General features: G+C 63.4%; 11 protein-coding genes and 1 pseudogene. 2 read left to right on the plus strand and 10 right to left on the minus strand.

Going from position 1 to position 13,657, the window contains the following annotated elements:
- Positions 1-134, plus strand: a 134-nt coding sequence (locus PH547_RS22305) for a DUF736 family protein (RefSeq protein ID WP_285169557.1), incomplete at its 5' end; no start/stop codon positions are given.
- Positions 135-244: 110 nt separating this feature from the next.
- On the opposite strand, the pseudogene PH547_RS22310 reads toward PH547_RS22305, so the two are convergent.
- A pseudogene (locus tag PH547_RS22310) lies at positions 245-421 on the minus strand (DUF736 family protein); the annotation flags it as partial.
- A 446-nt stretch (positions 422-867) separates the two neighbouring features.
- Between PH547_RS22310 and PH547_RS22315 the strand changes: the two are divergent.
- On the plus strand, positions 868-1,044 hold the full coding sequence (locus PH547_RS22315) for a hypothetical protein (protein WP_285169537.1): 177 nt from the start codon (positions 868-870) through the stop codon (positions 1,042-1,044).
- Positions 1,045-1,049: 5 nt separating this feature from the next.
- Here PH547_RS22315 and PH547_RS22320 read toward each other — a convergent pair whose 3' ends face one another.
- The 9 genes from PH547_RS22320 to PH547_RS22360 form a co-directional block, all read right to left on the minus strand.
- Positions 1,050-1,973 carry an ArdC family protein gene (locus tag PH547_RS22320; protein ID WP_285169538.1) on the minus strand — a complete coding sequence of 308 codons (924 nt, stop codon included), beginning with the start codon at positions 1,971-1,973 and terminating at the stop codon, positions 1,050-1,052.
- A 300-nt stretch (positions 1,974-2,273) separates the two neighbouring features.
- Positions 2,274-2,861 carry a hypothetical protein gene (locus PH547_RS22325; protein ID WP_285169539.1) on the minus strand — a complete coding sequence of 196 codons (588 nt, stop codon included), beginning with the start codon at positions 2,859-2,861 and terminating at the stop codon, positions 2,274-2,276.
- 366 nt (positions 2,862-3,227) lie between these two features.
- The gene (locus PH547_RS22330) at positions 3,228-3,635 is read right to left on the minus strand and encodes a hypothetical protein (protein ID WP_285169540.1); all 408 of its coding nucleotides are present in this window, start codon (positions 3,633-3,635) and stop codon (positions 3,228-3,230) included.
- Positions 3,632-3,988 (minus strand): hypothetical protein, encoded by a 357-nt coding sequence (locus PH547_RS22335; protein ID WP_037156020.1) that lies wholly within the window; start codon positions 3,986-3,988, stop codon positions 3,632-3,634. Before PH547_RS22335 ends, PH547_RS22330 begins: the two co-directional genes overlap by 4 nt.
- Positions 3,988-4,872: a DUF7007 domain-containing protein gene (locus PH547_RS22340; RefSeq protein WP_004130010.1), complete on the minus strand. Its 885-nt coding sequence runs from the start codon at positions 4,870-4,872 to the stop codon at positions 3,988-3,990. Before PH547_RS22340 ends, PH547_RS22335 begins: the two co-directional genes overlap by 1 nt.
- Complete coding sequence (locus PH547_RS22345; protein ID WP_004130013.1) at positions 4,869-5,345, minus strand: hypothetical protein; 477 nt, start codon at positions 5,343-5,345, stop codon at positions 4,869-4,871. The genes PH547_RS22340 and PH547_RS22345 overlap by 4 nt, the downstream gene beginning before the upstream one ends.
- Positions 5,346-5,441: 96 nt before the next feature.
- Positions 5,442-7,184 (minus strand): ParB/RepB/Spo0J family partition protein, encoded by a 1,743-nt coding sequence (locus PH547_RS22350; RefSeq protein WP_004130017.1) that lies wholly within the window; start codon positions 7,182-7,184, stop codon positions 5,442-5,444.
- 583 nt (positions 7,185-7,767) lie between these two features.
- Positions 7,768-12,867 carry a helicase-related protein gene (locus PH547_RS22355; RefSeq protein WP_285169541.1) on the minus strand — a complete coding sequence of 1,700 codons (5,100 nt, stop codon included), beginning with the start codon at positions 12,865-12,867 and terminating at the stop codon, positions 7,768-7,770.
- A 145-nt stretch (positions 12,868-13,012) separates the two neighbouring features.
- On the minus strand, positions 13,013-13,618 hold the full coding sequence (locus PH547_RS22360) for a DUF1419 domain-containing protein (RefSeq protein ID WP_285169542.1): 606 nt from the start codon (positions 13,616-13,618) through the stop codon (positions 13,013-13,015).
- Between the last annotated feature and the right edge of the window lie 39 nt (positions 13,619-13,657).

Consider the following 13,657-nt stretch of genomic DNA (forward strand, 5'->3'; position numbering starts at 1 on the left):
GGACCCGCACCGCCCGCGAAACAGGCGCCGAATACCTCTCGCTCAAGCTCGACGATCCGTCCTTCACGGCCCCGGTCTACGCCTCCCTGGTCCAGGGCGACAAGGGCGAGCACAAGCTCATCTGGTCGCGCTGACCAGCACATCGGCGCTCCGCTTCACGGCGGGGCGCCTCTTCCACACCAGTGGAATTATGCGGAGCAGAAGCCGCCGCTATCGTCGAGAAATCCAGCCTTCAGCGATCAGCACTCCGCATAATCACACTCTCAGCATAATCGACATTGCCTGCGTAGATGCGGAAGTGCGGGCCCTTGTCGGAGGGGTTTTCGATGCGGGCGATGCGGGCCTTGACGTTGAGGGCGAGTGTGCGGATCGAGCCGTTGAAGCCGGTTTCGGAGGTGGTGAAGGTGCCGATGGTTGCCATTGTCGTATTCCTTTGCTGTTTCGGGCCGCGCCCATCGCGGCCTCGATGGCTGTCGCAACGATCGGGGACGATCGGTCCGCACCCGGAGGGCCGAAATGAAATGGAGGGCGGCCTGGAGAAGCTTTGTTGCTTCGCGAGGAATGAGCGCATCGCGCTCAGGGGAAGAAAGCTTCGCAAGGCCGTTGCGGGAAGACGATCGAGGCGAAGCCGGTCTTCGATCAGACATGCCTCATCGAGCCCGCGAAGGTCGTGGCCTGGTGCAGTGGTCGAAGGGATATGGCAATGGCAGCCGATCCACAACTGCCCGTCCGACCGCTACAACGATCGCTCCGCTTTTCCTGTCCACTTGCCAGACCCAAACCTCGCTCAACCACCAAGCGTAGGGCGTTGCATTGCCCATCCTCCGCGCTATCGTCGCGCCTTGCGATTCGTCGCCTGGAGGATTTATGCGTCAGCAGACAAAGCCGTTTATCGTCGAAATCAAGCCGTCCCGGAAGCTCAAGCCGACCGACCGGAAATCCTCGATCTGGGGCAAACTGGACCTCACAGCTGATCCCGACACGCTCCCCGCGACGAAGTCGGAAGATCTGTCGGCCATTGGCGAGGCCAACGACCGACCCTGAGAGCCTCACGCAGCGAGCGGCTCGTCGGCACGTTCGGCCTGCAGGCCATGCAGGAAACTCACGGCCCGCTGCGCATGTGCCGCCGCCTGAAAGATTGCCCGTCTGTCGTCGCGCAGGACGTTGAGCCAGGAGCCAAGGTAGGAGGCGTGATCTGGACGTGGTTCGAGCTCGGGAGCAATACCGAGATCGGCGCACAGGAAGCAGCTGCCGAGTTCCGCGATCAGTTCCTCACGCGCCCGCTCGGTCTTGTCCTTGGCATAGCGGCTGAGGTCGCGACCGAGGCGATGCGCCGGCGCCGTCCAATGCGTGACTTCATGGCTCAAGGTCGCATAGTAGCTTGCCGCGTCCTTGAAGCTCTCAAACGGCGGCATCTGGATGAGATCGGCGGCCGGCGCGAAGAAGGCCTGGTTGCCACCATGGCGGATCACGGCACCGGTGTTGCGAAAGAACCGGTCGGCATGCTCGATGCGCTCGACCGGATCGAGAACCGGAGCCGGCTTGTGACGATATTGGTCGGGAAGCCCGTCGATCTGCTCGACGTTGAAGACACTGTACGCCTTCAGGAAAGGGATTTCCCGCTCGACCTCGCCGCCATTTCCGTCGGTCTCCGACTTAGTGAAACGGCTGGCGAAAACGACCGTGGCACCCGTCTCGCCCTTGCGGACGGCGGCACCCAGTTCGAGGGCCTGCTTGAACGTCATCCACGTGGATGACGCATACCCCCGTGCGTTGCCCTCCGACCAGAGAAGCACCACGTTGACGCCCGAATAGGGCTGCCCGTTATGACGCAGCGGCCGAGTAATACGGCCAGTCGTATTCTCGCAGTTCCATGGCTTCATCCACGGCCGCACGCCCTTCGCCAGATCCTCTACGATTTTGTCCGTGATACGGGTATAAAGATCGACCCGCTGTTTCTCCCTATTGCTCATCTTCAGCCTCCGTTTTGAGGCCGCGCCCGTCGCGGCCCGTTGCGGAGGGCAGAATGCAGGAGCAGATCAGCCGGCCGATGCACCGGAACGGCCGGAACTTCAGTGGAGGACGGCGGAGCCGTTGCATCTGCCGGCGGCTCCTGCAGACCCGACAAGCTGAACGGGCCGCGACGGGCGTGCCACCTGCCTGATTTCCGTTCCCGATTGGCCCCGTCGGCGACACGAAAACAGCCGGCTCCGCCAGGGAACCGGCCGTTCTCGCGTTTATCGAAGGCGGTGCCGGAGCCCCGCCGGCATAGCCTAGTCGAAGGCCGAGATCTGCGCTTCGGCGGCCTTGCGGCCCAGCGAATGACCCGGCTGCTCGACCGGCCGGTCGAACGGCTTCCAGGTCTCGCCGATCACCTGGGCATAGGCCGCGACGGCGCCTTCGGCTGCCATTCTCAGCGAATGGGCCTGGATGCCCATGTCGGCGGCGAACTCGCGCTTGCGCTGGGCGGCGCTGTCATAGCCGACCGGACCGTCGAGGTCCTCGTCGCGGGCATCGTTGGCGGCCTTTGCCGTGGCATCGCGCGCCTCGGTGACAGCGCGGCTATAGAACTGCCCGGCGCCATGGGCCGAGCCGACGAAGGCGCCGACGATCCGCTGCAGATGAATCTGCATGGCCTTGTCGCCCAGGCCGTCTCCGAGCGCATCGGCGGTCTCGATGACGAGGCGTTCATGCAGGTCGCGGATGCCGTCGCTGTCGATGACCGCGGTGCCGAAACTCTCGGCGATCTTTAGGGCCTGGCTGGCGTCGGGGCATGTCAGCCGGACCATTTCGATGGTGGCGCCCTTGCGCAGTTGCACAACGCGGGCGGATTGGCGAGAGGAGGGTGCGGGCTTGGCCATGATCGTTCCTTTCGAGGTCGTCCGAACGGGCTCCGGCCCATGCCGGCTTGCCCTTCGGTGCGGTCATCCCGAACCGGCGGAAGGCGGGCGTTTCAGGGTCCGGTCCTGCGTGGACGAGCGGAGCCGGTTTGCGGGCGAAGAGGGCAAACTGCCCTCGATAGAGCACGCGAAGCCTGCTCCGTGAAGGACGGCGGGGTCCGGCCGCCCCGCGGCGCGACAGCGGCCTTGAAGCGCACGGCCGCCGGTTCAGACCGCAGCAAAACCGAAGGGCGATCCGGCAGTGGAGGGGCCATGACGTCCTCGAACGAAACGACAGGCGCTGCCGCTTCTCCGGCCCTTCCGGCTCGCTGACGTCGAACGCTGGGCCTATCGCTTGGCCGGCTTAGGCAACCGGTAGGATTGCAGCCAGGTCGGGCCGTGCGAGTTGCGAGGTCCGCGCAGCAGACCGCCGTCATCATGCGGCGGCCCGCCCATCCAGGCGTTGTTGAGGATCGATTTCCAGCGCCGTCCATGCTTGGCGGCATAGGCCTGAAGTGCTGCTTCCTGTTCCAGAGTCAAAGGCGGCAGGGTTTCGCGCGAGAGACGAACGGCGCGCACTTTCGGTCTGGGATCCGGCCTTGCTTCCCTCTGAGCGATCAGCCGCCTGAGTTCGGCGACACCGGCATTGAGGCAGGCTTCGCCTTCGAGGTGATGGAACTGCAGCCAGAAAGCGGTGCGCTCCGCCGGTGATGCGCCGATGCCTGCTCTTCGCTCCAGGTCTCCGATCGTGCTCATGGCGTCCTGCCTCCCGGACCGGTAGCGGCCACGACTGTGCCGTCGGACCCGGCTCTCGCCCGCAGCGCCGCGATTGCCGCATCCTGTCGGGCGAGTTTTCTCGAAAGCGCATCGATTTCCGGCTGACGCTCGGCGGTGATCGCTGCAAGATTGGACCGGTAGCGTTCGAGGAAGGCGCCTGGCTCCGGCGCCTTGCCGCGACGATATCCGCACTGACGGCGACCAAGCTGGGGAATGATTGTGGTCATGCGTCGCATGATCTGCCGGTCGATCAAATCGAGCTGGTGCTGGGTCTGCCGTCGCGCTGATTCCATTCTGGTAAACTGCGCGGCGCGTTGCTCGGGATTGGACATTACGACGCCCTCCCACGCCAAGCGACAAAGCTGGAGGGACCCTCATAGGCGGCATGCCGTGCCTCATCGATGACGAAGCCGAAACGGCCGGCCGCATACTCGTCGCTTGGCATCAGAAAGCGGCGCTCTTCCACTCGCTCGCCGCGCATGCCGCCGATGGTGGCGATCACCTCGGTCATACCAGTGTGATGGTCCGAACGAAGTGCCGCGGTGACGATCCAGTCACCGGCATGCTCCCGTGCGAATGCCTGGGCATCCCTCTCGTACGATTCACCCGGTGCGAGCGACCGATCGAAGATCGCTTCCCAGGCATCTGGCCAGCTGTCGCGGATCGTCTTGTCGGCGCAGTTGCGCTCATAGGTCGTGAACAGGTCCGGAAAGGTCAGCGCAACGATTGCCCAGGCGGCGTCCTCTTCATACCAGCCGCCATCTGTCCTGAGCATCGGGTGGACCTTGGCATTGCGGGCGTCGGAGAGCCTGAAGCCACCATGCCCTGCCGTCGTATGGCACACGATTCCGTCGGCGTAGACGGTGGCGCCCTGCGACGGCCCCCATGGGGTGCTGCAGGTCACCCGGACGGTCTGGCGGGATAGTAGCCGCAGTTCGCGGCTGTGCCCGGCCTGTTCTATCATGCGGTTACGGAACGCGGCTTCGCCCTCGACAGAGCCGTGGTGCGAATAGAAATCATCGCGCTTCAGTTCGGCAAGCGGCCGTGACGCGCGCCAAGCACTGGCAAGTAAATACTGGCCATCCCGGGCGGGAACCATGGCGAAGACGAGATCGCCGACACGCGCGACGGCCATGCCGTCGGCGCTTCTGCCGAACTCCGCCCCTGACGCGTCAGGGGCGGAGACTTCGAAGGATTGCGAAGGGAGCATAGTCATGCTGCGGTTCTCCCTTCGATGTGATCGGCAGCGACCTCGTCGGCCGTCACCTCCTCGAGAATCGCATGCGGATATCCATGCCGGCTGAGCCATTCCGCGGCCGCTTGCCGATTGTTCCCCAGGTGGACGAGTTCGGCATTGGCGCCGGGGCGATCGAAGATGCGAACAGATCCAAGGGCGGGACGCTCGACAACTTTGAATGTCAGGCCGCTATCGAGCGAGAAGGTCCGGTGGATACGGATGGTGATGATGCCATTTGCGCCGAGATCGCCTTCATGCAGCGTGAAACACGGTGTCAGACTGGTATTGCCGACGCCGCGCTTGCCTTCCTTGCGGATCAGCCGACCCTGGCTATTGCGCGTTCGCCAAGCCGACAGTTTCTTCTTGTGGCGCTCAGGCGGTCGTGGGCTACCATCGGACCAGCCGACGACGGAGCCGATCGGGGCGAGATCATAAATCAGAGACGCGGACACCGCATCCTCCTTCATGTTTTTTGCGGGTGATGGAAACGAAACCGCCGCCGGGACGACCGGCGGCGGAAGATCAATCGGCGAAGGATGGGGCGGCGGCTATTCCGCCGCGATCCCGTAGGCGGTTTCCTCCTCGTCGGAGGCGGCATCACCCACCGGGTCGGTGACGAGATCGTCATGTCCCGTCGCCGTTGGATCGAACCCGTCGGCGCCGATGCTCTCGCCCTGCGCACCGTCGCCGTCGTCGCCGACGAGATCATCGGCGTGCTTCATGAGATCTGCGATGTCCTTCGGGTCAGGCGCAAACAGCGCCGCCGGAAGGACGAAGGCAGCATCGGCCGCGAAGTGATCGACGAGTGCCGCGCGGGTTTCGCGGACCCGCGACCGCGGGACGAGATCGACCGACTTGGCAGCGGCTTCCAGCGCCTGACGCGACAGGCAAAGCAGGAAATCCTCGGTCCCCATGTTCGGAAGGAAACCGTCAGCGCCGATCGCGTCACCGGCAATGCGCGAGACGACACCACTGTTCGACATGCCGCGCCGGCATGAGAGTACGTCGATGAGAACGGAGCGGGCGGCGACACGCACGCTGTCCATATCGAACGACAAGCGTCCATCCGCGGAATAGAGGCGCGCGACATGACGCTGGAAACGCTTCGGCCCGAAGACGGTGTCGTTGGCGCCGGAATCGACCCGAACATTGGTGCCGGCGAAGGCCATGACCAGGAGCGCCATCAGCATGTCATCTTCTATCGGCGTCCGGGCGAGCGCCTCATGCAGCGCATCGGTACGGAAATCACCGATCATGTCCTGGCCCTTCTGCGTGACCTCGGGCCTGGTCTTCCCGACGACATCGGTGTCGTCGTCGGCCTCCGTCGAAGCGCCACCGGCTGGACCGGGTCGCCCATCGGTTTTCCTTGGCTCCGGCATCCGGTAGTGGACGCTCTGCACCTTGCCGTCGCGATCGAGATACATCGCGGTGCAATCGCCCTTGGCCGGCTTGCCGTAGACGCGTTCGGCCTTCTTGGGCAGTTCCGGCTGGCCCCAATTGTTGACCTCGACGATTGCGCCCTTCTTCGGAAGGTTGCTCGCCATCCACTCCTGCTGGGCGCCGAGAAAGGCTTCGACATTGGTGGTGTAGCGATTGTCCTGATCGGCCGGGCCGAACAGGTCCTCGGCCCACTCGATACCGTACGCGAGGCGAAGATCGTCGCCAAAACTTGCGTCGCGGGCATGCATGCGGGTTTTCGAGAGGCCGTTGGCGATCTGCCACCAGGCCGCCGTGTCGCCCTTTTTGGGCTTATGGGCTTTCCAGACCTCTTTCTGCTCTTCGGACGATGCGGCCGCGATCGTCCTTAGCTGCTGCTCGTTGGGCATGTCCCCCTTCGCCATCTGGTCGAGCATGGAAGGCAGCACGTTGGCGAGCAGACGAAGCTTGCGGATCTGGCGGACGGGAAGCGCGAGCGCCACCGCGATCGCCTCCTCGGTCCAGCCGAGCGCGACCAGCCGCTCGATGCCCCGCCATTGGTCGACCGGATTGAGCGGCTCGCGCGCAATGTTCTCGACCATCGAGCGCATGGCGCCGTTGTCATTGGCCGCCTCGACGACGATAACGTCGATTTCCTCGAGACCGGCGGCGATCGCCATGCGGGTGCGCCGGTGACCGGCTTCGATGACGTAACCGTTGCCGCCGCCTTCCGGGAAAATGACTGGCGGCTGGATCACGCCGACGGCCTTGATCGTCGCCAATAGCAGAGCGTCGGCCTGCGGCGTCGACTTCGACTGGCGCGTGTTGTCAGGGTTGTCCTTCAGCGCACGCGGATCGACCTTCATCAGTTGCATGGGATACTCCTTCTCGGGGATTGGACACGGCCCTTTGCCTGCCCTTCTCGCGTCTTCATTCTTTTCGAAGACACTTCCCGGACCGCGGAGCAGGCGGCCGGGTGCAACTGCGGCCGAGCATTGCTGCCGCGAAGGACGAGCGGGGCTGACAGCCCTGCGAAGGGCGAGTGGCCGGGATGCGGAGGCGGCGGTTGAGCGGAAGCGGCGACCAGCCGACTGCTCTGCGACCGGTTCATCTCCCTCTTCCTCCTTTTCTCCCTTGCCTGCTTCTCATTTCGGCGGCTGACGCCGCCGGCCTGCAAAAACGCATCGGCTTGCAAGCGACTGGATGTCGATCGGGATAGATGGGAGATAAAAAATGGGCCAGCGGAAACCGCGGCCCATGAAGTGTGAAGGTCAATAAACCTCCAGAGGGGAACAGCTGCTGCGGCGGAACTGGGAGGAAAGCCGCCATGTGCATCAGCTGTGTGCACTATGCTCGAATTTTGACCACTTGGAAAACACTTTTTGTGCACTGCAGCTATGTGAATGCTGCAGCGCTTCCAAAATCCGCGGATGGAGGTCAGGCAAATGGCGTCAGACCTCAGGCCGCTTCCGAGTGGGCCAAACCCTCCTCGCGTGCCACGGCTGCCAATGCCTGATCGACGTCTCGTAGTTGCCGGCGCTGCTCGGCGAGTTCTTCGGAAAATGCAAACAGGCCGCCCTCGCGCGAGCGGTAGGAGGCGAGACGCCGCTGGGCGTCATGAAGGCGATGGCGATAGCGTTCCTGCTCCTCGTCAAAACCGTCGAGCGCGTGCTCGAGGCGGGAGGTAGCGCCAAGCGGCGTCACGGTCACCGGCAGATCGATTTCGTAATCGGCTCCAGTGCGTTGGAGAAGGGTCGTGTAGCGATACCCATCGTCCCTGCCGAACCGCTCGCCGGAATAGACGAGGTCAAAGCCCCCGACCGAGGCGATGACGCTGTCGTCTTCCTGCTGGCGCTGAACGAGAGTGAGAATTTCCCTCATCAAGGCGCGACCGGCGGCTTTCCGTTCGTTGAAAGCCTCGCCGACGACAGTCATGGCAAAGGCTTCGGCCGCGGTCGGAATGAGGCGCCCGATGTCCTTGCCGATTTCCGCAATCCGCCGCTTCGAGATCTCGATATCGCGTTCGGCGTCACGAATCTGCCGGCGCACGGCATATTGGTCGTCGTCATGGGCGGCGCGCAGCCGTTCGAGGCGAGCGATATCGGCTTCCAGCCCTGCCTTCTGCATCAGGCGTTCGTCGCCACTCGCAATCGCCTTGGCCATGCCGAACTGATTGGCCGCCCCTTCACCGAGATCCTCCAGCCGGCGGATCGAGGTGTCGCCGGACAAAGCGGCCGCGATAAAGCGAGCCTTGCGTTCGTTGTTTTGCCACATCGAGGCATCTAGCGAACCTTGGGTGGCATAGGCGAAGATATCGACCTCGTCATGCTGATTGCCCTGACGCACGATCCGGCCCTCGCGCTGCTCGATCTGCGAAGGCAGCCAGGGGACGTCGAGATGATGCAGCGCCTTGAGACGGAGCTGCGCATTGACGCCGGTACCCATTGTGTCCGACGAGCCGATCAGGAAGCGGATCTTGCCGGCACGGACGTCGGCGAACAGGCGCTGCTTCGCCTCCGACTTCTTGTAGTCCTGCATGAAAGCGATCTCGGATGCCGGAACGCCCATGCGGACGAGCTCGTCCCTGATCCAGCGGTAGGCGGAAAAGCCCCTGCTTTTCTCGACATTGATGGTGCCGAGATCCGAAAAGATCATCTGCGCCGCACCCGGCAGATCGAAAGGCTTGCCGTCGGGGCGGAGATACGTGCTTTGCGCGGTCTCCTGCCAGATGCGGAAAGCGTTCTGGACCAGCATGTTGAGCTTGTTGTCCGGTTCGTTGTCATTGTCCGCGTCGACCAGGCGGAGATCTATGGCGGCATGGCGACCGTCGGTGATGACGGAGAGCAGGATGTCGTCGCCGGGCTGCGCCGGTCCCTCGCGCATCTCGATCGCCTTGATACGGGCATCGAGGATCGTCTGGTAATTCTTGAAGGCCTGTGTCGGCTTGGCCGTCAGGATCTGCCGGCGGCCGGTCGAGATATCAGGCACCTTGACGTAGTCGCGGAGATCCTCAGGCATCACCACGTCGGCGAAGCTGCGGAACATGGCGATCAGTTCCGGGACGTTGACGAAGGAAGCAAAACGGCTGACGGGCTTGTATTTGCCTGATGGCTGGATCTCCAGTTCCGCCGTCGTATCACCGAAGGTCGAGGCCCAGGCGTCGAATTCATGCAGCCCGCGTTCGGCGAGGGCCGCATGCCCGAGCAGGCGTTGGAGCGAGAACATCTCGCCAAGCGTATTGGTGATCGGCGTGCCGGACGCCAGAACCAAAGCCCGGCCAGGGTTCTTCGTCTCGATGAAGCGAGACTTGACGTAGAGGTCCCAGGCACGCTGCGATCCGTTCGGATCGATGCCTTTCAAGGTCGACATGTTGGTGGCGAAGGAAAGTTTTCTGAATTCCTGCGCCTCATCGACGATGATCTGGTCGACGCCGATCTCCGAGATGGTCAGCAGGTCGTCCTTGCGGGTGGACAACGCCTCCAGTCGTTCCTTCAAGCCTTCCTTGAGCCGCTCGAGCCTCTTGCGCGACACGCGATCCTCACTGTCGACCTTGGTCAGCAGATCCTCGTAGAGCTCGAGCTCATCCTGGATCATCTGTTGCTCGAAACTCGACGGCACGGCTATGAACCGGAATGCCGAATGCGTGATGATAATCGCGTCCCACGTGGCGGTCGCCGCGCGTGACAGGAACCGAGCGCGTTTGTCCTTCGAAAAATTCGTCTCGTCGGCAACGAGAATGCGGGCGTTTGGATAAAGCGCCAGGAACTCCCGCCCCGCCTGCGCCAGGCAATGGCCGGGTACGACCAGCATCGCCTTGGCAATAAGACCGAGCCGGCGCTGTTCCATGATGGCGGCTGCCATGGTCATCGTCTTGCCGGCGCCGACGGCGTGGGCGAGATATGTCGATCCCGACGAGATGATGCGCCAGATGCCGCGCTTCTGGTGCCCATAAAGAACAAGGGCGCCAGAGGCGCCGGGAAGTTTCAGGTGCGAGCCGTCGAATTTTCGTGGGGCGATGTTGTTGAAGCGATCGTTATAGACCCGCGCCAGCCGGTCGGTGCGATCGGGATCGGTCCAGACCCAGTTCTGGAACGCTTGCTTGATCTTCTGGAGCTTGTCGCGGGCGGCCTCGGTGTCGATGACGTTCAGAACGCGCCGCTCACCGTCGGCGTCCTTGAACACGTCGAAAATCTGCGGCACGCGGCTGTTTAGTGCATCGGCGAGTAACTCACCGGCATGCCGGCGGTCAGTGCCCCATTCGGATGTACCGGCTGCCGTCCAACCAAGTTGCCGCCCCTCGACTGTCCAAGAGCCGAGTTCCGGCATGTGATGGATCCTGATCTCGGCGCCCATCGTCTCGTGCACGAAGTCGACGATATCAGCGGCCGGAATCCAGGGTGCGCCCAGCCGGGCGGTGATATCAGACGGGCGGAGATCAGCCGGCTGCACCGCCTGAAGCGCACGGACATTGCGCTCATAAGCGGGATCGAGCTCGGCCGCAGCTGCCGCGGCAGCAAGTTTGGTGCGCACGGCCCCGGAGAGATAAGCATCGGAGGTTTGCCAGGAGCCGTCGGCGCGATCGCGGAAAATAGTATCGCCAAGCGCATTGAGAGCCGCATCCGTGTCGCAATGAAGAAGTTCGGCAATATGATCGAGGTCGATGCGTCCGCGGTCGTTGAGGACGACGGCCAAGGCATCGGCGGCGGAGGTGATGACGGGCGGGGAAGGGGGCGCGATGACGCGTTCTGAGAAAATCGGCCCGGGCCTGGCCGTGTCGGTTTCGAGGTCATAGTCCTCGATGGAGGCGACCAGCCAGCAGTCCGGATCGTCGCGAAATGGCAGAAGGTTCGGCTGGCGATGGTTCTCACGAACCTCGCCCGTCGTCTCATCCTCGATGATCGAGACAGTGGTGTGGTTGATCGGGCCGAAATCGCGCACGAAGTTCGACCAGGCGATGCGCAGCCGTACCTGCAGCTCGCGCCACGGCCGGTCCAGTTCCTGGGCTTTCAGGACGTCGCGCACGGCATCACGGATCGGGATCAGTTTGCGAATGATCCGGACATGCTTTTCCGAAATTCCCTCGCCGCTGCGGGCCTTGCGCACGTGAACCGGAACAGGCTCGCCGTCGACAACCTGCATGAGACCATGTCTGACGTCGACAAAATAGCTGCCTTCGCGCACCTTGGCATTGTCGGGACTGAGATCGACGATCTCGGCAAGCTCATCCTCCAGATCAATGTCAATGGCGGTCGGCTCGCCGTCATAAAGGCCTTCCGGAAGAAGCGCGATGGCTGCTGTCAGCGCCGCGTCGAGCCCCTCGCCAGCACGTGACCGGCACGTATAGGTCTCCCCGAAGGGGCCGGAGGTCAGGGCATGATCGCCGAGCACGAACTCCGGATGCTGCGCGAACCACCTGTTCACGCGGATCGCCCCCTCGTCCTCGGCAGCCGGCCGGACCCCTTCCAGGTCGAGCCACGAAAGGTCGCCTTCCGGTTCACCTGCGTTGCGCTTGCGGAAGAAGAGGATATCGACCACGACGTCGGTCCCTGCGTCACGCCGAAAACTGCCTTCGGGCAGTCGGATCGCGGCGATCAGGTCTGCGGACTTGGCAATGTGTTCGCGTGCGGTGCCCTCTGCCTTGTCCATTGTGCCGGCGCTGGTGACGAAGGCGGCCAGGGCACCGGGTTTCAGGAGATCGATCGATCGGGCGATGAAGTAATCGTGCAGCCGAAGACCGAGCGAACGATATTGCCGGTCGGAGCGAACCGTCCGATCGGAGAAGGGCGGGTTGCCGATGGCAAGATCGTAGATCGCATTGAGGTCGGTACGCGCGAAATCGCCGTTGATGATGCGCGCCTTCGGCTGCAGCAGGCGCGCGATGCGGGCCGTGACGGGATCGAGCTCGATACCGGTGACGTAGCTCAGTTCGCGATACTGTTTCGGCATCAGCGCCGGAAACAGGCCTGTTCCGATCCCCGGCTCCAGCACGCGACCGCCGCGCCAGCCAAGGCGCTGCAAGCCATTCCAGATTGCCCGGATAATGAATTCGGGGGTGAAGTGGGCATATTGGGTGCAACGGGCAAGGGACGCATATTCGCCCTCGCTGATCGCTGTTTCCAGTGAGCTACCGAGATCGTCCCAACCCGTTCGGAAATCGGTTTCCCCCGGCCGCCGGAACATGCCATTCGCAAGCTCGCCGGCGCCGAAACCAGTGAAGCGGATCAGCCTCGCCTGCGCGGCCGGGGTCGCCGGCAGGTTCATCTTCTCGATTTCGTTGGCGGTGAGGATGGCCGCGACATTGATGCGTGCCCGCTCCTTCCAGGTCGCGGCGAGATCGCGGTCGCCGTCGTCGAGATAGAAGTTGGCGCGCTGCCCCTGCTTTCGGGGGACCGGCCGGTTGGTCACCGGCAGAGCCCGCGCCGGCGCAGGAGACGGCGGGGTCGGGTCGGGCTCGTCGTCGTTGGCGGCAAAACCGCCGAACGCCGTGACGCCAAGACCAAGTCCTGATGACAAAGCGCTGCTGCCAAACATATTAAGGGAGAAGGGATCGGTGCTCATCGAAAGCTCCTTGTGAGCGAGCGTCATCGATCTGCCGCAAGCGACAGTCGAGGAACGCGAAGGGGTGGAGGGGCCGCCTACCTGGGCTGCGCGGCTATCGTGGGCCGAGCGCGATTGCTTCGCGCACGGATGCAATCGGAAACTCTCAAGCCGCGATCGGCGAGGGGAGGTGGCGCAGTTGTACTGGCAGCTTGGCGGCGATCTCGTCGTCGCTGAGGTCTTCCAGCAGCTTCAGAACAGTGCCGCCTTTACCGCCGTAGAGCATCACCGTGCGCTTGCCGCGTGAGGCCTCTGGCCAGCGCTCGCCCGCATAGCCGCGATAGTCGTCCGCCGTGCTGCTCCAGATATGCTCGAGGCGTTCCTCGTGCGTCATGGCCCGGACCGGGCGGCTCTCGTGCTCGATGATCGCACGGCGCATGGTCTCGACGGACGCTTTATCGGAAAGGTCGCAATAGCCGTGAAAATAGCGGATCGCCTCGTCGATCCGTAGTGCGAAGAACACTGACGTCACCGAGCCGGTCAGGAACTCGCGCATCGCAAACATCGAACCGCGGATCCAGAGCGGCGGCAGGATTTCGAACATATAGTCGTGCTCGGCCTCGTCGATCTCGAACCATTCGCCGGCATAGAGCGGCATTGCGTCGTCTTCCCAGCGGTTGGGCCCCTGGAGATGACGGTCGAACATGCGGAACATCTGCGGTCGGCTTGCGATACCCTGGAAGACTTTTCGGATTGCGGGAGAGGAATTCATCTGCGGCTCCTTCGGAGGTTTCGGGCCGAAGCGCGGCAC

It is taken from the genome of Rhizobium cerradonense (assembly GCF_030182455.1).
Classification (GTDB): Bacteria; Pseudomonadota; Alphaproteobacteria; order Rhizobiales; family Rhizobiaceae; genus Rhizobium.

Bases quoted from the DNA above. Each gene is read 5' to 3' on its own strand.
- PH547_RS22335 (WP_037156020.1), bottom strand. From the start codon at position 3,988: ATGTCCAATCCCGAGCAACGCGCCGCGCAGTTTACCAGAATGGAATCA.
- PH547_RS22325 (WP_285169539.1), bottom strand. From the start codon at position 2,861: ATGGCCAAGCCCGCACCCTCCTCTCGCCAATCCGCCCGCGTTGTGCAA.
- PH547_RS22340 (WP_004130010.1), bottom strand. From the start codon at position 4,872: ATGACTATGCTCCCTTCGCAATCCTTCGAAGTCTCCGCCCCTGACGCG.
- PH547_RS22315 (WP_285169537.1), top strand. From the start codon at position 868: ATGCGTCAGCAGACAAAGCCGTTTATCGTCGAAATCAAGCCGTCCCGG.
- PH547_RS22355 (WP_285169541.1), bottom strand. From the start codon at position 12,867: ATGAGCACCGATCCCTTCTCCCTTAATATGTTTGGCAGCAGCGCTTTG.
- PH547_RS22330 (WP_285169540.1), bottom strand. From the start codon at position 3,635: ATGAGCACGATCGGAGACCTGGAGCGAAGAGCAGGCATCGGCGCATCA.
- PH547_RS22360 (WP_285169542.1), bottom strand. From the start codon at position 13,618: ATGAATTCCTCTCCCGCAATCCGAAAAGTCTTCCAGGGTATCGCAAGC.
- PH547_RS22320 (WP_285169538.1), bottom strand. From the start codon at position 1,973: ATGAGCAATAGGGAGAAACAGCGGGTCGATCTTTATACCCGTATCACG.
- PH547_RS22350 (WP_004130017.1), bottom strand. From the start codon at position 7,184: ATGCAACTGATGAAGGTCGATCCGCGTGCGCTGAAGGACAACCCTGAC.